The following is a 19,001-nucleotide window of genomic DNA, read 5'->3' on the forward strand; positions in this document are numbered from 1 at the left end:
ACGCAGCAGTGCTGCTGCGTACTTTTTTCAGTCGATTAGTTATTGTTCCAGGCGCTCGGTTGTACCAAGTACGGTTTTCCGTCCTTGTCGTTGCCCATGGTCTGTATCTGGCTGTCGGGGATCGGGAGCATAGTCCTGGCAGGATTTAAGACGGATGCTGCTGCAAACTTCGGGATATACTCCTTTTCATATTCGATATAAGCCTTCAGTTCGGCCGACATATAGTCTCCTCCCCAGCGGGCCAGGTCGAACCAGCGTTCGCCTTCCATGGCCAGTTCCAGTTTTCGCTCCATCCGGATAGCCTTGAGGCAGACGTCTTTGTCGGTAAAGGCGGCATGCGAAGCCGGATACAGCGAAATCGAGTAGTTGGCGGCAGGTTTTCCGTCAGGCAGTCTGACGATGTTGACATCCAGGGCGGCGCGGGTACGAATCCGGTTCACTTGCGCCATGGCTTCCGCCAACTGCCCGTCGTTGGCCAAGCATTCGGCGTAGAGGAGGATCAAGTCGCGAAGGCTCAGGTATTCGATGTTCATGCACGAGCCCGGCGCCCATCCGCCATACAGATTCTTCATCCCGGCGTTATCTTCGGCCTTGCTGAACACGTGTTTTTTGGGGATGAAGATGCCTCCGTTCACGGGGTTGCGCACCCAATCGTTCTTGGGCAACCCCCAGTCTTTGTAAGGGATGCCGAACCGTCCCACGGCGAAGTCCAAGCGGGGATCCACGGGGATGGTATTGTCGTTGACGCCGGTGGGGTCGTCTTTTCCGCCAGGGCCTTTTACGGATACGCTCTTCTTGCTACGGTATTCGCCGTTCAGGTACGGCAGTCCGTTGGCGTCTACCTGGAACGAGTTGACGAGTTCATACGAGGGTTGGTAGAAGCCGCAGCATCCGCCCGGCCCCGAGTTGTGCGGATAGGCCAGACAGAGCGCAGCATTCCCCATGTCTTGCGCGGCATTGGAATACTGAATGGCGAAGACGGATTCTTTGCCGTTTTCCGTCAAGGCATTGAAGTTGTTGTTCAGGTTGTCTTCCAAGTCGTAGGCCAGTCCGTTGCTGGTCTGTCCTTTTTCCAATATTTCTTTCAGCATCGGTTTGGCGGCAGCCAGATCGCCTTTGTAAATCAGCACTTTGGCTTTCAGAGCTTTGGCCGCCCACAGATTGACCCGGCCTACCTGCTCCTGTTTCTCCGGCAAGTTCGCCACGGCGACGTCCAAATCGGCCAGCACGTTTTCGTAGATATTCTTATCGTTGTGTACCTTCGGATTGTTCTCCGTGATCTCTTCTCCGACCCAGGGAATGAACGGACCGAAAACGCGGATACCTTCGAAACAAGCCAGGGAGCGAATGAATTTCAATTCTCCTTCGCGGATTTTACGAAGGTTCTCCTCCATATCCTGAGCGCCGGCCAAGGTCTGCAGCGCTAAGTTCACGCGTTTGACCACGGCGTATACCCATGCCCATTTCTGGGAAAGATAACCGTTGGTGGAAAGCGTATTGTAGAGTTCCACTTCGTTCAACACGGACTGATCGCCCGGATCGGAACCTTTATTGGCGTCGCCGCCGTAAATGCCGCCCCATACCCAGTTGAGCGGGGAGGCCTGATAAGGCGAATAGCCGTCTACCGGAGAAGCCAGTCCCGCATAGGCGTTTATCGTCAGCAAGTTCACCCCTGTCTCATTTTCCAAAGCCTCGGGGGTCAAGCTGCCTTGAGGCTTCTTACCGAGGAAGTCGTCTCCGCAGGAACTAAAGGATAAGGCAGTTGTCAGTCCTATTATCAGTATGTATATCTGTTTCATGATAAACGAATTAAAAGTTAATAGTCGGATTAAAGTGTAAAGTTGATGCCGAACAGGAAGCGTTTGGTGGTAGGCCAGCCTCCCATATCGACCCCTCTCTGCAAGTCGGCTCCGTTACCGCCACCGACCTCCGCATTGGTGTACTCGGGGTCCAGGCCGGAGTAACCGGTAATGGTCAGCAAGTTCTCGGCTTGCACATAGAGGCGCAGGTTGGAAATGCTCCATTTCTTCAGCCATTTTTTCGGGAAGGTGTAACCCAGCACGAGATTTTTCAGGCGCAGGAACGACGCGTCTTCCACGTAATACGAGTTCGGATTGGTGCCCGAATAGGTGTCTCCGTAGTCCAGTATGGGCAGGATCGCCTTGCTGTTGTCGGCGCCTGGTGTCCAGGACCGGTCGCGTATCCGCTTAGAGCGGTTTCCTTCGAACAGCCAGAAGTCGGTAAAATACTTCGTATTGTCGAACAGGTCGTTCCCCAGGGTCGAATACCAGAACATGGAGAAATCCAGATTCCGAAAGGTGACCGTCGTATTCAAACCGGCGATCAAGTCGGGATGGGGCGAACCGATAAAGGTACGGTCGTCGCCGTTCAATTTGCCGTCGCCGTTCGTATCAGCGAATTTGAATTTGCCCACCCAGGCTTTGGCGTCTTCCGCATTCGTGAACGATTTTCCCAACGGCGGCAAGGCCATCACCTCCTCGACGTTTTCATAGAATCCGTTTACTTTGTAACCGTAGAATTCGGCAATGGGATGTCCTTTCGTCGTGCGGGTCACGTTCCCCGATAAACGGGTTCCGCCCCCCCACATGGAAGCGTTCTCGGATTCGGAGATCTTAAGCACTTCGTTCTTGTAGTGCGACAGGTTCAGAGCGATATCCCACGACCAGTCGCCTTTCTTGTCGCGATAATTGAAGTTGAGGTCCCATCCCGTATTCTTCATGTCGCCGAAGTTGATGTACGGTTTTACCACTTCGCCGGCTAAGGCGGAATACTGGGCGGCGATCAGCATGTCGGTCGTTTTCTTGTAATACCATTCCAACGAAGCGCCGAACTTGCCCTTCAGGAACGTGGCATCGACGCCGACGTTGAACATTTCGGTGGCTTCCCACTTCGTATCTTCGTTTCCGTATTTATCCAAACGGTACCCGACTTCTGCGAACGAGTTCATACCAGAGATGTCGTAATCGGTACGTCTCGGATTGGTCATATATTCGTAAGCGAAGTTCGTATTGCGGGGTACTTCCGAGTTTCCGGTCCGTCCGTATCCGATACGCAGCTTCAGGTCGTCCATCCAGTCGCGCGTACGTTCCATGAATTTTTCTTCCGAAATACGCCACCCCAGCGAAAGCGAGGGGAAGGTACCGTATCGATTGGATTTCGAGAAACGGGATACACCGTCGCGACGAATGATTCCGGTTACCAAGTATTTATCGGCGAAGGAGTAGTCTGCGCGCCCGAACATGCCGAACAAGGCAAATTCGCCGTTGAACTCGGATTTGGCCAGTCGGCGGCCGTCGTTGGCGCCCATATCCAGGACCCAAGTATTGGTATTGTCTTCGTACAGGTAAGAGTACCGGCGGCCAGTCATTTTCCGTCCCAAGCCGTCACGGATTGCTTCGGTTCCCAAGAGGACGGTCAGCTTGTGCACGTCGTTGAACGTCTTATCGTAAGTCAGCGTATTAGTCCATACCCACCGATAGTTGAAGCCGGAAACTTCTTCCAAATTGTTGTCTCCGGTAGTTTCGGAGAACTCCGGATCTTTTTTGCTCATCCGGTAAGAATAATTATTCGTATAATCCAAACCGAAATTGGTACGGAGGGTTAGTTCCTTCATCAGATCCAACTCCGCCCACAAGTTTCCGAAGATCCGGTTATTGGTGTAGTAATTGTCTTTATTGCGCTTCTGGATAGCGACCGGATTGCGGAAATTGCCGGTACCGCCGATCTTGGAGCCGGCGAAATTTCCCGACACGTCATATACCGGTACCCAAGGCGAAGCGCGGTAGGTCCAGGAGTAAGGACTGGCTTCCGATCCGTTGGCGTTCAGGCCGTTGTCTTTCGTATGAGCGTACGTCAGGTTTTCGCCCACCCGCAACCAATTGCGCACATGGAACGAAGTATTGGCGCGCACCTGATACCGCTGATAGTACGACTCGATCACGGTGCCGTCCTGTTTGAAATAATTGGCGCTCATGTTGTACTGTCCCTTTTCCGTGCCTCCGGAAAGGCTGACCTGGTGGTTCTGCATCCATGCCGTGCGATCGATTTCCTTCCACCAGTCGGTATCCGAGAACGGTACCATTTTCCCGCTCGGGACAATATCCTGCGCGCCTCCTGCGCCTTTTTCCGTCATGTAATTGGGAATGACCGGTCTTTCACCTGTTCCGAACTGTACGTGCGAGGGCTTCTCATCGGAGCCGAGCAACGTGTAATTGTTCTTTTTGGCTTTCCATTCCAGGTTCAGGCGGTCTATGGCGTTTAACATCTCGTACCGTTTGCCTGTTTGCTGTATGCCGGCATAACCGTCGTAGGACAGTTGCGGTTTTCCGCTTTTCGTTCCCTTTTTCGTGGTGATCAGAATGACGCCGTTGGCGGCCTGAGCGCCGTAGATCGCTGAGGAAGAGGCATCCTTCAATACCTGCATGCTCTCGATATCGTTCGGGTTCAGGGAACTCAGATCCTGATTGCGGGTAGAAACGCCGTCGATCACGTACAGCGGACCGTTATCGTTCACGGTGTTGATACCGCGAATACGCACCATGGAAGGCGATCCCGGAGAGCCGGACTGTCCGATGTATACGCCGGATGCTTTGCCTTGCAGCTGTTGGGTGGCCGACGATCCCGAAGCAGCCAACAAGGCCTTCGTATCTACTACGGCTACGGAACCGGTGATGTCCTTCTTCTGCTGGGTGCCGTACCCCACGATAACTACTTCGCTCAGGCTTTGCATGTCTTCCTTCAACACGATTTTCATCTTTCTTTCGGCGATTACGGCTTGCGTCACGAAACCGATGTACGAGACGATCAGCGTACTTCCCGCCTTTACTTCCAGGGTGAAGTTACCATCCATGTCGGTGACCGTTCCATTGATCGTTCCTTTTTCCACAATGTTGGCTCCTAAGATGGGTACCCCGTTTTGGTCTACGACTATTCCGCTTATCGTCCTGTTTTGCTGCTGCACGACGTCTATTCCGGGCATATCGATCCCTTCGTTCGGCATGGCATTTACAGGAAAATGCAGAAAGCAACACGCAAAAATGGAGATTTTTGCTACTCTTTTGATTGGTAGTCTAACTGTTTTCTTCATAGATTTGATTTACCAGTTGATTAGATTTAACAAAAAGATTTATAACTCTCTAAAAAAATTATTTACAAGATTAAATAAGGTATGGCATCGACGGACGTCTCTGCCTTAGGCTGGACAAAGATAATCATTTTTTTGATCGGAATTCCGTTTTATCCCATAAAAAATAAAAAAGATTCTTTTTAGAATATTAATATTCGTTAGCGGCGGATCCCCCTTCTCCGCTCATGTTCCTGCGGAGAAGGAGAGCGAACGGGGCCGTATGTCGAAAAGCGGTTAAACGCTGGGAATATTCTTTTTCAGGAATTGATCGAAGACTTCTTTATAGGCTTCCGTCACGCGAATCACTTCCTCTCCGATATAAATGCAATGGTTGCGGTCGATGGAGCGGATTTTATTCAAGGCGACGATATAAGAACGATGGATGCGCATAAAATCGTTGGGAGGCAACATCTCTTCGACCGCTTTCATCGTGAGGTGCGTCACTAACGGACGTTTTTCATCCTTTAAATAGACCATCACATAGTCTTTCATCCCGCAGACGTAGAGGATATCGCCCAGATCGACGCGTCGGAGTTTTCCGTCGACACGGATGAAAACGCTTTCCCGATCGCGACTCGTTGGATCGGTCGTCCGCTCGAACCATCGACGGGCTTTCTCCGCCGCCGCTAAGAATTTATTGTAGCGGACTGGCTTCAAAAGGAAATCGAGCGCACTCACCTCGTAGCTGTCGAGCGCGTATTCCTTGAAAGCCGTTGTGAAGATGATCCGGGTTTCCGGAGGAATCATGCGCGAGAGCTCCATCCCGTCGAGGTCGGGCATCTGGATGTCCAAGAAGACCAGATCGACCGGACGCGCTTTCAGAGCGGAAATCGCTTGGACGGAATCGGTGAACGAGGCCTTCCATTCGAGGAAGGGAGTTCGGTTCGCGAAGTTTTCCAACAGGCTTATCGCCAGAGGTTCGTCGTCGACGATGGCGCAGGTAATGTTTTTCATGAGGGGCAGGTAATATAGATTTGAATTTGATAAATTTCCTTTTCCAACGTTTGTTTAAAGTTGTAAGAGTCCTTATAAAGCAATTCTAATCGGCGTTTCATGTTTTCTATCCCGATGCCCGATCCGCTTCGGTTCTTATCGTCTTTCGGATAATTGCTATTTTGACAAGTGAAGATCAATTCACGGCCTTTATTCGACATTCGAATACGAACGAACGAAGGTTTGTTGCTGCTTACTCCGTGTTTGAAAGCGTTTTCTATTAAGGAAACGAACAACAGAGGCACCATTTGCATGGAGGTGTCCTGGACGTGGAAACTCGTCTCGACCGTCGTGTTGGGACCGCAACGCAATTTCATCAGATCGATGTAATTTTGCATGAATTCGATTTCTTCCCGGACAGAAACATATTTCCGATTGCTTTCATACAAAGTATAGCGGAGCAGATCGCTCAACTTGGCGATGCTGTCTTGGGCCGCGTCGGGGTTTATCTGAATCAGGCCGGAAATGTTGTTCAGCGTATTGAACAGGAAATGGGGGTTCAACTGGTTTTTCAACCATGACAGTTCCGCTTCGGTATTCTTCTGCTGTTCTTCTTTCAGTTTTTTCTTCATCTCGTTGATGCGCATGATAGAGCGGATGCCGGTAGCTAAAGCTGCAATGCACAGATTGAAAACGAAAAAGAAAGCGATCCCGATCCAGATTCCCCAACGATATTTTTCGTCTACGTTCGAGAAATCCGTGAAAAAAATCTGAACGTTCGCCAAAGCGATCACTCCGATATTGGCGACCAAGAATAAGCCGTATCGCTTTCTTTCCAACAGCTTCGGACAGAGTACGTAGAAGTTGGTGAAGTATACGATGAGGAAGGGATAGATCGCGGTCAGCGTTCGGAATGTGGAGTTGCAGGCGGCTTTTATATCGTATTTCAAGGAGAAACCGATCACGCCCGGAATCAGCAGAAGGGCTGCCACGAGCCCCACCTGCGTAAATAATACGATCTTGTCTTTTTTCGTCATATGGCAAAGCTAACAATTCTTTTTGAGATTAGTTGCCTGTATAACTGTTAATCTGTTCGCTGTCGCTTTTGTGTTCGATATAATCGTCGTTCGAGATGTTCGACGTATGCTGCCTAACTTGGTGCCTGGAGTTCCCAAAGCTCCAGCTGACGTTCAGCATCACCATGTGGAGAGGAATCCGGACGACTTGCCTGCTTTCGAATTCTTTTCCTTTCGAAAAATTCTTTATCTTCAACTTGCTGAAGTACGGAGTGATGCCGGTGAGGGAAACATTCAGCCTGTCTTTCAGGAACGCTTTGTTCAAGCTGCCCATCAGCATATTGAATCCGGAATTGTATCCTTGAAGGTTGTATTTTTTCGTAGAGACCATCGTATTCAAGCTGAGTCGGATATTGGCGGGTAACGTTTGCTGCATGCCTATCATGGCATTAGCTTGCCAACCGTTGTTCGTCGTCTCGAGCATCGAGCTTCTCAAGTCTGTGTAACTGACCTCTCCGTTGAAGATCAATCGGATATGCTTGGTTAACGCCCAATTGATGTAGGAGTTCATTCCCGTCTGACGGTTCTCGACGATATTGCCGTAAGTCGTGTTCAACAAGTTGTTCTTATAAAAGCGGTACTCCTCGATGGCATTGTTACAGAAGCTCTGGCGAAGCGATACGTTCATCATGAATTTGCTACCAAAGAGGTTGTATACCATACGGATGTGGTGCGTTTCCTCCACGTCCAGGTCCGTATTGCCGTAAACGAGGCTTGTCGGGTCCGTACGGTTGATATACGGGTTCAAGTACGAGATGCCGGGGCGAGAAATACGCAGGTTATAAGTGAGTCCGAGATTGCTGAACGGGGAAAGCGTATATTGAAGATTGGCCGAAGGAACCAAGTTGCCGTATTTCTTGGTAAAGTCGGAGCCCGCTCCGTAAACGTACGCCACGTCTTGCCACGTATGTTCGTAGCGGATGCCGCCTTTGAAGCCAAATCTGCCGAACTTCCCGTCGTATTCGACGTAGCCGGCGAGGATATCGTCGTGATGCTTGTAATAGAGACTGGCCTCTTGATTATACGTATAAATACCGTTTTCTTTCAGGTAATAGGACGATTTGGAAGAGCTGGAATGACTCGTATATTTCCCTCCCACGTTGAATGTCTGTCCTTTGGCTATCGGCGCAGTGAAATCGATTTGTCCGATGTGTTCCGATGTCTTGTTTTTTCCGTGCGAATAACGATCGGTCAAATCGAGATACGGGGACGGAAGCTTTCGGTTGAAGGTGGTATACGCATCGTCTTTAGTAGGAGTAGACGTAAACAAGTAACTCAGGGTGATCGAACGCTCTCTGTTCCCTAAGAAACGCTGGTAGTCCACGCTTCCGTTAAAGGAGGTATTCCTCATTTGATTGGTCGTCAGGCTCGAATAGCCGAATCCGTCGTGATAAATGCCTCCGCTCATGCGGGTGGTAGCCTGCCCCCCGTCGACATCGTTGTCGAAATCGGTAAAGCTTGCCGACAGTCCGAGATTGCTGACGGAATCGACATCCCAACTGAACGTCAGATTTCCCATTTTGAAGTTGTTCTCCATAGGCATTTTCTGATAAAAGTTTGTCAGGGAATTGCCGGTATCGGCATATTGTGTACGATCCATCGCCATTTCCGTATCCTTCAGTTTGCTGTGATTGTATATCAGGTTGGTGCTCAAAGAAACATTATTCCGTTGCAGGCTCACGAAGCCGCCCGCTCCCTGCGACTTCGTCCCTACTGTCGCGCGGATATTGCCATTATATCCGTTCATCTTTTCTTTAGCTCCTTGAGTGGATCCGTTCAGGATGATGTTCAGTACGCCGCCCACTCCCTCGGCGTCATATTTGGCGCCCGGATTGGTAACGACCTCGATGCTTTTTACCATGCTGGCCGGCATATTCTTGAGGATCTGCGAAGGATTGGCACTGATCATGACGTTTGGTTTTCCGTCTACATATACCTTGAAGTTGCTGCTCCCGTTCACCGTGATGTTGTCCTGACCGTCTACCGTGACCATCGGCACTTTGCGAAGCATATCCAGGATGGTGTTCGACTGAGCGTCCACATCGTCCGCTACGCTGTAACTCATCTTGTCGACTTCCATCTTGACCAAAGGTTTCTGAGCGACCACTTCCACGCCTTCGAGTGTCTGCATGTCTTCGCGGGTGCGGATCGTGCCTAAGTCGAGAGTCGCCTGTCCGTGGAGCGTGAAGCGGCGGAGTACGCTGACTTTCCCGACCGAAGAGAACATGATCGTAAAGTTCCCTTCCCCCGCCACAGGCTGACTGAACGCGCCTTCGAGGTCGGTTATCGACATGGCGACGGGTTTGCTCATATCTTTTTCCTTGAACACGCGCACGGTGGCGTAAGGTTCGCCTTCGTTGGTGAGAGAGTCGGTCAATACTCCCTTTACGATGGTTTGCTGTGCGAAGGCCGATGGACCGGCCGCAAGCATGGCAACGATGAACAGCACTTTAAAACTTTTCATATCTTCATGGTTTATTTGATAGCACAAATGTAAGGGCACGGCAAGGCAGTGCAAGCGACTTTTCGACGAAATACCGCCCGTCTTTCGACGAAATGCTTCCCGTATCGTTATAACTATACCGTTAAAAGAAGTTTATCTGCTCTTCAATTCCCGTCGATAACAGGCTCCGAAGGCATATACCCGATGCGCCGCCAACGAAGCAGGGAACGTCTGCACTATGAATAACGAACAAGGTAGCGCCGGCCACACAAGAGGCCTAAGCGTCTCTTCCATGAGATTATTTCAATACTGCAATATTACGTCTGCGATTTAAGGTATTTTAAACTTTTTATTTTTGTAATCGACAAAAAAATACCATATCTTTGACAAGCCAATTAACCATTAAAAATAAAAAACTATGAATGCGCGTTATTTACTTTTGCTCGGGTTCTCAACTCTTATCACATACTCTTGTGATAATGTAGATTTTCCGGTCCAGGATGATTACGAAAATGCTTACACACGCTTGGACGAACTTCAATCGAGTAGTGTTCACAAAAATGTTGGTTACGATTGGGAAAATAATACGACGGTCAAAATACAAGGCCAAGATATTATTTTACCTTGGTATAGCGGAGCTCCAGCCAATTTGCCGGAACACATTTTTACCGACTATAAAAAAAGAGACGGATGGATTATGATTTACAACTTTATTACCGATAAAAATGTAAACTTATCTAACAGGTATGTTTTTATATTCTATAACGTATTCAGAGGATTGATGAGAATATATTATTACAATACCTTATTCCCTTCCCAAGCGGGAACAAGTTTTGCTCAAATTACCATTCACGATCAAAATACCAGATTATTCAATAGTTCGACTACAGGGCGAGCATGTTTACCTATGGACCAGCAAGGAAGCAAAACCGTATATGCCTGTGGTATATCTGCAACGCCGGTCAGCGGATTTTATTACGGGTGGAATTGTTTCGAAGTTGAATTATCTTACGACCAATACCTAAAGGATAAAAACGTTTCGATGAGCATCTCATTTTATGATCAAAAAATAATGACAATAAAAATTACAGGCGATGTAGACATTAAGGGAACTGCCAGTTACGTTACGACGAATACCAGTAATCCGGCTGGCAATTTTGCGCAAGGAATATTTAATTCCATTGCAAGTGTTGCAGGTAACGCGGTAAAGGATGTAATCAACCCTCCAAAGAAACCAACCTCTAAGGTTTCTGTCCTCCCAATCCTCGGGAGTATTGCTTCATCGGTGATTTCAAAGACGATAAGCGCTGTTACCCAATCATGGACTTCTACATGGGGTAAAACAGATTCAATAATCAAAACGATAGATGTCAAACTTGCAGGAAAGATGAATATGAGTGGAGCAATAACCGAAAATTTACCGCCTCCGGCCATTCCGATACAAAACATATTGGTTCCCGGAGCGCTCCCGGGGGCTTCCATTTTACTGCCAATAGACGAAAAGGAATTAGGTGTTTGGAACATTAAGACGAACAAAACCGTATGTATAGGAAACCATACTTATCCGACGATTGAAAATTATAGCCATTACCCGATGAATGACAATGACTACCCAGTCACCGGAGATTTTTGTGAATATATCTACGTCGAAACACCCACTTATGGGAAAAATGATGTTATACTAAATAAGGAAGTATTGAAAAAAATCGAAAAATATGAGGTTCAATCGACAATGTTTTATAAAGAAAATGAGATCACCGATACTACTCTCATAGACCAAGAATGGGTTGATAAAAAATATTATAAGATAACCGAGTACAGGTATCAATTCTATAAGTCATATTGGCAAATGGTCAATTCCGATAATTTTGAAAGAAAAGAAACTCCGAATTTTTATTTTAATGAAAAAGCATTTAAATTCGTTGCGAAGGTTACCCTGTTATTATATCCGAAAGCGCCGTATAATACGGATGTAATAAGTCTGACCAGAACATTCGACTGTAAAACCGAAAAGATAACAACTCCATCGAAAGGAAGAGCCCGATTGGGGGCCTATTATTATTAACGCTTAAAACAACTTACATATGAAAAATCCATTTTTAATATTGACCGCTTTGCTGCTGCTCATGTTTCCCGCTTGCTCCGACCATGGCAACGAAATTGAAACAGACGATGATATTTTAACTAATACCACGTGGACAAGACGACTTATTGCGGACAAAACTTACGGATATGAAAGTTTCGAGTTCCTGCCATCCCATAACTTTATACTTTTCGAATCCGATTTAAACGGGGTCAAACAATGTTATTTGTTGACGGGCAAATATACGGTAGATGGGACTAAGATTCAATGCACCTGTTATCCGAGTGGAACACGTACTCTTATTTTGAACAACCAATACAATACGATCACATATGAAAATAACCCCGTGTATGTTTTTGTTAAGCAGTGATTAGAACGTATTTTATTTCCTGTTAGTGGATAAGCAGCGCCTAAAACAGATTTAGCTTCCGTCGAGCGGCTCGCCGGTTATCATTCATCGTAAAAATAAGCGATCGTCAACGTTTTAGTGAAAATCGACCGAAACCGTGGCGGCAAGCATCCCCTGCCGATTATTTCCTGACTTTTATCTTTAAAAGTTTGCTCTTATCGGATATATCCATATCTTTGTGGAAAATAAAAGTATGGTAACTATGAAATTTGCAGCGCTTAGTCATCCGATTTTTGAGAGGTCGATCCTCGACTATCATAAGACGGATGATGTGAATGCACCCATCCGGAACCCGTATCCGTTAAAGAGCATCGAGTATTACCTGTATTTGAAGAACTGGATCGATACCGTTCAGTGGCACTTGGAAGATGTGATCCGCGATCCGAATATCGATCCTGCCGAAGCGTTGAAAATAAAGAGAAGAATCGATCGGTCGAACCAGGATCGGACGGATCTGGTAGAGTTGATCGACAGCTATTTCCTCGATAAATACAAAGCCGTGGAAATCTTGCCGGAAGCCACCATCAATACCGAGAGTCCGGCTTGGGCGATCGACCGCCTGTCTATCCTCGCACTGAAGATTTATCACATGAAAGAACAGGCGGACCGGACGGATACGACTCCCGACCATCACGAAACCTGCTTAAAAAAGCTGAACGTGTTGTTAGAGCAACAGATCGACCTCAGCACAGCGATCGACCAATTACTGACGGATATCGAAACGGGGCGGAAATATATGAAAGTCTACAAACAGATGAAAATGTATAACGATCCCGCCCTCAACCCGGTGCTTTACGGCAAGAGATGAAGCTCCTCGTCATCCGCTTTTCCGCTTTGGGCGATGTAGCCATGACCGTCCCGGTGCTTTATTCGTTGGCCGACCAGTATCCCGATCTCCGCATTACGATGCTGAGCAAGGATTTCGTGGCTCCTCTTTACGAAAGAATGCCTTCGAACGTACGGTTTAAAGGGATTGATCTCCGTCGGTATCAGGGGCTGGGCGGACTATACCGTTTATTCCGATTGTTGAAACAGGATCGGTTCGATGCCGTAGCCGATCTGCACGATGTCTTGCGCAGTCGGATCATACGCTTTTTCTTCCGGATCGTCGGCGTGAGAGCAGCCCATATCGACAAGGGGCGGAAGGAGAAGAGGGCGCTGGTGCGTTCCGTAAATAAACGATTGAAACAGTTGCCCACTTCCTTTGAACGCTATGTGGCGGTCTTACGCAAGTTGGGATATCCGGTGGGGCTGCATTTTCGCTCTATCTACGGCGAGGAGAAAGGCGATGCTGACTTGTTCGTTTCGCTGGCCGACGTAAAGCAGAAGAAACATTGGGTAGGCATTGCCCCTTTCGCTGCGCACGCGGGGAAAGTTCTGCCGCAGGAAACGGTGAAAGAACTGATCGGACAACTGCTCCTTTCGGATGATAATCGCCTGTTCCTCTTCGGTGGGGGAGAGGAAGAGACGGCAAAGCTACACGAATGGGCGGCGGACCGGCCGCAGGTAACGGTGGTGGCCGGCAAGCTCAAACTGAACGGCGAGCTCGCTTTGATGAGCTATCTGGATGTATTGGTTTCGATGGATTCGGCGAACATGCATCTGGCTTCGTTGGTGGGAATACCCGTCGTATCGGTGTGGGGAGCAACTCATCCCTATGCCGGTTTCATGGGTTGGAATCAATGCATGGCACATGCCGTGCAGGTGGATTTGCCCTGTCGCCCCTGTTCCGTCTTCGGCAATCAGCCTTGTCTGCGGAAAGATTACGCCTGCCTCCGTCGAATCTCCGTCGAAATGATCATGAGTAAAATCAATAAGATACTTGCTGGATGAAAGTCGTTATCAAACCGGAATACGAATCGGAGCGGATTTTCATCGAGCATCTTCCGCAGAATTTTGAGAAGAGAGGCACCACGATCTACGATCAGCGAAACAAGATAAAACGTTTCGATACCGCTCTCGGGGAATGGATCGTCAAGCGATACAAAGTCCCTAACCTCATGCAGCGAATGGTCTATACCTTTTTCCGGAAGACGAAAGCGGAACGGGCTTACGAGTTCGCCGACCGGTTTCGAGCGTTGGGCATTTCTACGCCGCCGAGCATCGCCTACGTCGAAATGAAAGAAAGAGGGTTATTCAAGACGGGCTATTTGATCTGTGAAGTCTGCAACGATTCCGATTTGCGCAAAGGGTTGCGCGATCGGACGGACTTCGATAAGAAGCTGGCCGACGAGTTCGCCGCCTTCCTGGTGCGTATGCACGAGCAGGGAATACTGCACGGTGACTTGAATTTAAGCAATGTGCTTTATCGTCGCGAAGGAGAAAGGTACCGTTTTTCCGTCATCGATATCAATCGCTCGCGTTTCAAATCCGCGTTGACCAAGAGAGAATGCCTGCACAATTTAACTCGGTTGACTCATCGCCGGGATTTATTGGAATACATTGTTCGGAGATACGCCTCTATCCGCTGCTGGGACGTGGAAAAAGTCCTTTCCGAAGAGTTCAGGCTCTTGGAAAAATTAGAGATGAAAGGAAAGATGAAGGAAAAGGTTCGGAGATGGAAGTAGCATGACGTATGTTCATTTATTTGAACGTCACCTACCTGATTTGTGAGTAATGCTGAAGTTGTGCAATCCGCAAGCAATAAGAGTTACCATATCTTTGAATACGGATTTACGATATCTAAATCGTTCTTTGCCAATACGTCCTTTTCCCTAACTTGCTTCTTTTGAAATTAGAGATTTTCTTCGCGAAGGGGAAAAGAGACGAATTGATAAGGGGAGAATTGAGGAGAAGAAGTAGAAATTTTACTTTCCTATGTCTTTTGCCGATGGATCCATTCTTCGTAGGTTCGTTTCCATCGGTTATGGCTCCACAGCCAGAAGGCCGGAGCCCGACGGATGCTCTCTTCCAAAAGTTTCGTATACCGGTCGGTCAACTCGAAGTCAGGAATCGCAGTGATGTCGTCGGCGATGAACCTGAATTCGCAGTGATAATATCCCCGTTTGACTCGTTTAACATCCGCATAATAAATCAGCGCATCTATCTTTTTCCCAATTTTCTCCGTCCCAATGAAGATAGGCGTCCGGTGATGCAGGAAGTCGATCCAATGGTGAATGCTATTCCATTTCGGGGCTTGATCGGAGATAAAGCCGACAATGCTCCGCTGCTTATCCCTTTTCAACTCGATCACTCGTCGCAACGTTTCTTTCATGGGGATGCATTCTCCTCCGAATTGGCTGCGCAACTTAAGGAAGAGACGGTCGAACATTTTATTGTAAAGAGGATGGTAGATCTGTGCGCAATGCATCCATTTCGGAGCCCAGTAACCTAACGAAGCTATCCATTCCCAATTGCAGTAATGGCCTAAATAGATGAAACAGAAATTTTTGTGCTCGGTCTCCATCCGTTCGGCGATTTCATGGATATCGGAGAACGTCATGCGTTTCATCATGCTTTTCTTCGATATGCTGAAAAGTTTCAAAGTTTCTACCAAGTAGTCGCATAGCCAGCGATAGAACTGCCGCTCGATGACTCTGAGAGCGCTTTTATCCTTTTCGGGAAAAGATTCGGTAAGGTTTTTCCTTACTATTTTCTTCCGATAGCCTATCAGATAGTACAAGGGGAAATAAAGCAAATCGGAAAACACGTAGAGTATCCTGAACGGAAAAAGCGAAATCAGGTATCCGAGACAATATGTTATGTAGTAGATTACTTTCATGTGCATAGCGATATCTGTAAACCGGATCGGCAATGAAGTTCACAGGGTAAGTTTATCCAAAGGCTTTCCCAATACGACCGCCTCGACGACCTGCGGATAATAGGTATGTTCCAACTGATGAACCCGTTGTGCCAGTGTCTCCGGAGTATCATCGGGCAGCACCGGGCATTTTGCTTGGAACAAGGTCTTCCCCTCGTCGTAATTGCCGTCTATATAATGGATGGTAATGCCGCTTTCCAGGTCACCGTCCGCAATGACCGCCGCATGGACTTTGTTTCCGTACATTCCTTTGCCTCCGTGTTTGGGCAATAGCGCCGGATGGACATTTACTATTCTATCGGGATAAGCAACCAGTATATCGTCGGGTATTTTAAAGAGAAACCCGGCCAGAACGATAAAGTCGACTTTGCGTTCCTGCAGCATTCGCAGCGCTTTCCCATCGGAAAAGTCCGCATTGGGGACATACTGGACCTGCACTCCGAGCGGTTCCACTCGTCGATATACACCTACATGTCGTTTGTTCGCAAAAACCGCGATGACTTCGGCTGTTTTCTTTTTCTGAAAATATCGGATCATATTCTCAGCATTTGTTCCTTCTCCGGAAGCAAGAATGGCTATTTTGATCATATTTCAATCTCTTACCTGCACAAATACTAAAAAAATGTGCAAAACTCGTTATTTATTTGCTCGAATATTTGCTCATCATAAGAAATATTCATTCCTTTGCACCCGCAAAGAAACAAAAATAAATCAATTTATTAACTAAAAAATTAAAGTTATGTCTGAAATTGCATCAAAAGTAAAATCTATTATCGTGGATAAACTAGGTGTAGAAGAATCGGAAGTTACGAACGAAGCAAGCTTCACCAATGACTTGGGCGCAGATTCATTGGATACGGTAGAACTGATTATGGAATTCGAGAAAGAATTCGGAATTTCTATTCCTGATGATCAGGCGGAGAAAATTGCTACGGTAGGTGACGCTATTTCCTATATTGAAGCAAACTCCAATAAAGAAGCTTAATAGTTACGTAATTATTTAAGATGGAATTAAAGAGAGTAGTCGTAACAGGTCTTGGTGCGCTGACCCCTATAGGCAATCGTGTTCCCGAGTATTGGGAAAGCTTGGTGAACGGCAAGAGCGGAGCAGGACCTATTACTCATTTCGACGTATCCAAGTTTAAGACGCAATTTGCTTGTGAAGTGAAGAATTTCGACGCTTCTGCCTATATCGATAGAAAAGAAGTGCGTAAGATGGACTTGTATACGCAGTATGCTATTGTGGCTGCCATCGAGGCGGTGACCGATGCGGGAATGGATCTGGAAAAAGAGGACAAGGATCGGATAGGGGTTATTTACGGAGTCGGTATCGGAGGCATTTCTACTTTTGAAAACGAAGTGGAGGATTATGCGACGATTAAAGATACGATCGGGCCTCGGTTCAGTCCTTTTTTTATACCTAAGATGATTGCCGATATCGCCTGCGGCCATATTTCGATTATGTACGGTTTTCGCGGACCCAATTTCACCACGACTTCCGCTTGCGCTTCTTCTTCGAGCGCGATTGCAGATGCATTCAATTACATTCGTTTAGGCAAGGCAAATGCGATTTTGGCAGGCGGTGCGGAGGCTGCGATCTCGCCGGTGGGAGTAGGCGGGTTTAATGCGATGCATGCGCTGTCGACGCGCAATGACGACCCGGAACATGCTTCACGCCCATTTAGTGCATCGCGTGACGGTTTTGTCATGGGTGAAGGTGCCGGTTGTTTGGTATTGGAAGAATTGGAGCACGCCAAAGCCCGCGGAGCGAAAATATATGCGGAGATAGCCGGTGTCGGCGCTTCTGCCGACGCTTACCACATTACGGCTTCACATCCGGAAGGATTGGGAGCAAAATTGGTGATGAAAGCGGCGCTGGAGGATGCGGGAATGGTTCCGGAAGATATCGACTATATCAATGTACATGGTACATCGACGAGCGTCGGCGACGTCTCTGAGGCAAAAGCCATTAAGGACGTATTCGGGGCGGCGGCCTACAAGTTGAATATCAGTTCCACGAAATCGATGACGGGGCATCTACTCGGAGCGGCGGGTGCTGTCGAAGCGATTGCTTGCGTCTTGAGCGTGAAGAATGGTGTCGTCCCTCCGACGATTAATCACGCAACAGGAGATGACGACGAGCATATCGATTATAACATGAATTTTACATTCAATAAGGCTCAGAAACGCACGGTCCGCGCTGCATTAAGCAATACGTTCGGATTCGGCGGCCATAATGCATGTATAATCGTTAAAAAATGCGCTGAATAATCGTGCATGGCAATTTATTAGATAGAATAAGACTTCTTTTTCGAAAGGATAAGGAGTCTTATATTCGTTTTTATCAAATTCTGGGCTTTTATCCCCGCCAAATTAAATTCTATGAACAAGCTTTACTCCATAAATCCTTATCTTTAAAATCGGATAAGGGACGATGGATAAACAATGAGCGTCTCGAATTCTTAGGGGATGCTGTGTTGGATGCCGTCGTCGGGGACATCGTTTACTGCAAGTTCGACGGAAAGCGAGAAGGATTCCTTACCAATACCCGTTCGAAAATCGTCCAACGGGAGACATTAAACCGACTGGCGGAGAAGATCGGCTTGGATAAACTGGTAAAATGCACGACCATTCGACAGTCTGCGCATAACAACTACTTGCCGGGGAACGCTTTTGAAGCGATGATAGGCGCTATCTATTTAGATAGGGGCTACAAGGCCTGCAAGTATTTTATAGAACACCGTATTATCGGAATTTATATTAATTTGGACAAAATATCTTCAGAGGAAGTCAATTTCAAATCCAAATTACTGGAATGGAGCCAAAAGAATCATTTCCTTTTAGATTTTCAACTGGTTACTCAGTCTCACGATCGACTCTATAACCCGACCTTTGAGACGGAAGTATATATCGAACAGATCGCGGCCGGCAATGGCTCCGGGTATTCCAAAAAAGAATCACAACAAAAAGCAGCGGAGATAGCATTGGAAAAACTCAAAAAAGATGCTACCCTCAAAAAACGAATAGCGGTCGCAAAAACGATTCGGGAAGGGCAAAGTTGACTGGAAGCGTAAAGTAACGTAGAAAACTGTAAAAAAAAGTTTTTATCGATTACATTTATATAGAAAAAATTACCTTTGCAAGAAGTATT

At 47.4% G+C, this 19,001-nt stretch carries 14 protein-coding genes and 1 pseudogene; 8 read left to right on the forward strand and 7 right to left on the reverse strand.

Features of this window, described 5'->3' with window-relative positions; genetic code table 11:
• Window positions 1–35: 35 nt before the first annotated feature.
• From BN102_RS00580 to BN102_RS00600, 5 genes are all read right to left on the reverse strand, one after another.
• Window positions 36–1,799, reverse strand: coding sequence for a RagB/SusD family nutrient uptake outer membrane protein (locus BN102_RS00580; RefSeq protein WP_019207100.1), 1,764 nt, complete (start codon window positions 1,797–1,799; stop codon window positions 36–38).
• A 29-nt stretch (window positions 1,800–1,828) separates the two neighbouring features.
• Window positions 1,829–4,999 (reverse strand): SusC/RagA family TonB-linked outer membrane protein, encoded by a 3,171-nt coding sequence (locus tag BN102_RS00585; RefSeq protein WP_425357560.1) that lies wholly within the window; start codon window positions 4,997–4,999, stop codon window positions 1,829–1,831.
• A gap of 381 nt (window positions 5,000–5,380) precedes the next feature.
• Window positions 5,381–6,100, reverse strand: coding sequence for a LytR/AlgR family response regulator transcription factor (locus BN102_RS00590; RefSeq protein WP_019207103.1), 720 nt, complete (start codon window positions 6,098–6,100; stop codon window positions 5,381–5,383).
• A complete protein-coding gene (locus BN102_RS00595) occupies window positions 6,097–7,116 on the reverse strand; it encodes a sensor histidine kinase (protein WP_019207104.1) in 1,020 nt (339 codons plus the stop codon). Before BN102_RS00595 ends, BN102_RS00590 begins: the two co-directional genes overlap by 4 nt.
• Window positions 7,117–7,144: 28 nt before the next feature.
• Window positions 7,145–9,619 (reverse strand): TonB-dependent receptor, encoded by a 2,475-nt coding sequence (locus tag BN102_RS00600; RefSeq protein ID WP_019207105.1) that lies wholly within the window; start codon window positions 9,617–9,619, stop codon window positions 7,145–7,147.
• A 397-nt stretch (window positions 9,620–10,016) separates the two neighbouring features.
• Between BN102_RS00600 and BN102_RS00605 the strand changes: the two genes are divergently transcribed.
• The 5 genes from BN102_RS00605 (at window position 10,017) to BN102_RS00625 (ending at window position 14,657) form a co-directional block, all read left to right on the forward strand.
• Window positions 10,017–11,663: a hypothetical protein gene (locus BN102_RS00605; RefSeq protein WP_019207106.1), complete on the forward strand. Its 1,647-nt coding sequence runs from the start codon at window positions 10,017–10,019 to the stop codon at window positions 11,661–11,663.
• Window positions 11,664–11,682: 19 nt separating this feature from the next.
• Window positions 11,683–12,051, forward strand: coding sequence for a hypothetical protein (locus BN102_RS00610; RefSeq protein WP_156810908.1), 369 nt, complete (start codon window positions 11,683–11,685; stop codon window positions 12,049–12,051).
• Between the two features lie 241 nt (window positions 12,052–12,292).
• Window positions 12,293–12,898 (forward strand): DUF4254 domain-containing protein, encoded by a 606-nt coding sequence (locus BN102_RS00615; protein WP_019207108.1) that lies wholly within the window; start codon window positions 12,293–12,295, stop codon window positions 12,896–12,898.
• Window positions 12,895–13,923, forward strand: a complete 1,029-nt coding sequence (locus BN102_RS00620; protein WP_019207109.1) for a glycosyltransferase family 9 protein — start codon at window positions 12,895–12,897, stop codon at window positions 13,921–13,923. The genes BN102_RS00615 and BN102_RS00620 overlap by 4 nt, the downstream gene beginning before the upstream one ends.
• Window positions 13,920–14,657: a lipopolysaccharide kinase InaA family protein gene (locus tag BN102_RS00625; RefSeq protein ID WP_019207110.1), complete on the forward strand. Its 738-nt coding sequence runs from the start codon at window positions 13,920–13,922 to the stop codon at window positions 14,655–14,657. Before BN102_RS00620 ends, BN102_RS00625 begins: the two co-directional genes overlap by 4 nt.
• A 248-nt stretch (window positions 14,658–14,905) precedes the next feature.
• On the opposite strand, the gene BN102_RS00630 is transcribed toward BN102_RS00625, so the two are convergent.
• Complete coding sequence (locus BN102_RS00630; protein ID WP_156810925.1) at window positions 14,906–15,811, reverse strand: lysophospholipid acyltransferase family protein; 906 nt, start codon at window positions 15,809–15,811, stop codon at window positions 14,906–14,908.
• A gap of 39 nt (window positions 15,812–15,850) precedes the next feature.
• Window positions 15,851–16,438 carry a phosphoribosylglycinamide formyltransferase gene (purN, locus tag BN102_RS00635; protein WP_019207112.1) on the reverse strand — a complete coding sequence of 196 codons (588 nt, stop codon included), beginning with the start codon at window positions 16,436–16,438 and terminating at the stop codon, window positions 15,851–15,853.
• Window positions 16,439–16,589: 151 nt separating this feature from the next.
• Between purN and BN102_RS00640 the strand changes: the two genes are divergently transcribed.
• The 3 genes and pseudogenes from BN102_RS00640 to rnc all read left to right on the forward strand — a co-directional run.
• The gene (locus tag BN102_RS00640) at window positions 16,590–16,835 is read left to right on the forward strand and encodes an acyl carrier protein (protein ID WP_019207113.1); all 246 of its coding nucleotides are present in this window, start codon (window positions 16,590–16,592) and stop codon (window positions 16,833–16,835) included.
• Between the two features lie 20 nt (window positions 16,836–16,855).
• Entirely contained in the window at window positions 16,856–18,121 is a 1,266-nt protein-coding gene (gene fabF, locus BN102_RS00645) for a beta-ketoacyl-ACP synthase II (RefSeq protein ID WP_019207114.1), read from the forward strand.
• 2 nt (window positions 18,122–18,123) lie between these two features.
• Window positions 18,124–18,900 (forward strand): annotated as a pseudogene (gene rnc, locus BN102_RS00650) (ribonuclease III); the annotation flags it as partial.
• Window positions 18,901–19,001: the final 101 nt, after the last annotated feature.

It is taken from the genome of Phocaeicola abscessus CCUG 55929 (assembly GCF_000312445.1).
GTDB lineage: Bacteria > Bacteroidota > Bacteroidia > Bacteroidales > Bacteroidaceae > Phocaeicola > Phocaeicola abscessus.

Excerpts from the sequence above, each read along its gene's own strand:
- BN102_RS00625 (WP_019207110.1), top strand. The coding sequence starts at position 13,920 with ATGAAAGTCGTTATCAAACCGGAATACGAATCGGAGCGGATTTTCATC.
- BN102_RS00615 (WP_019207108.1), top strand. The coding sequence starts at position 12,293 with ATGAAATTTGCAGCGCTTAGTCATCCGATTTTTGAGAGGTCGATCCTC.
- fabF (WP_019207114.1), top strand. The coding sequence starts at position 16,856 with ATGGAATTAAAGAGAGTAGTCGTAACAGGTCTTGGTGCGCTGACCCCT.
- BN102_RS00600 (WP_019207105.1), bottom strand. The coding sequence starts at position 9,619 with ATGAAAAGTTTTAAAGTGCTGTTCATCGTTGCCATGCTTGCGGCCGGT.
- BN102_RS00620 (WP_019207109.1), top strand. The coding sequence starts at position 12,895 with ATGAAGCTCCTCGTCATCCGCTTTTCCGCTTTGGGCGATGTAGCCATG.
- BN102_RS00585 (WP_425357560.1), bottom strand. The coding sequence starts at position 4,999 with ATGCCCGGAATAGACGTCGTGCAGCAGCAAAACAGGACGATAAGCGGA.
- BN102_RS00590 (WP_019207103.1), bottom strand. The coding sequence starts at position 6,100 with ATGAAAAACATTACCTGCGCCATCGTCGACGACGAACCTCTGGCGATA.
- BN102_RS00595 (WP_019207104.1), bottom strand. The coding sequence starts at position 7,116 with ATGACGAAAAAAGACAAGATCGTATTATTTACGCAGGTGGGGCTCGTG.
- BN102_RS00630 (WP_156810925.1), bottom strand. The coding sequence starts at position 15,811 with ATGAAAGTAATCTACTACATAACATATTGTCTCGGATACCTGATTTCG.
- purN (WP_019207112.1), bottom strand. The coding sequence starts at position 16,438 with ATGATCAAAATAGCCATTCTTGCTTCCGGAGAAGGAACAAATGCTGAG.
- BN102_RS00640 (WP_019207113.1), top strand. The coding sequence starts at position 16,590 with ATGTCTGAAATTGCATCAAAAGTAAAATCTATTATCGTGGATAAACTA.
- BN102_RS00580 (WP_019207100.1), bottom strand. The coding sequence starts at position 1,799 with ATGAAACAGATATACATACTGATAATAGGACTGACAACTGCCTTATCC.
- BN102_RS00605 (WP_019207106.1), top strand. The coding sequence starts at position 10,017 with ATGAATGCGCGTTATTTACTTTTGCTCGGGTTCTCAACTCTTATCACA.
- BN102_RS00610 (WP_156810908.1), top strand. The coding sequence starts at position 11,683 with ATGAAAAATCCATTTTTAATATTGACCGCTTTGCTGCTGCTCATGTTT.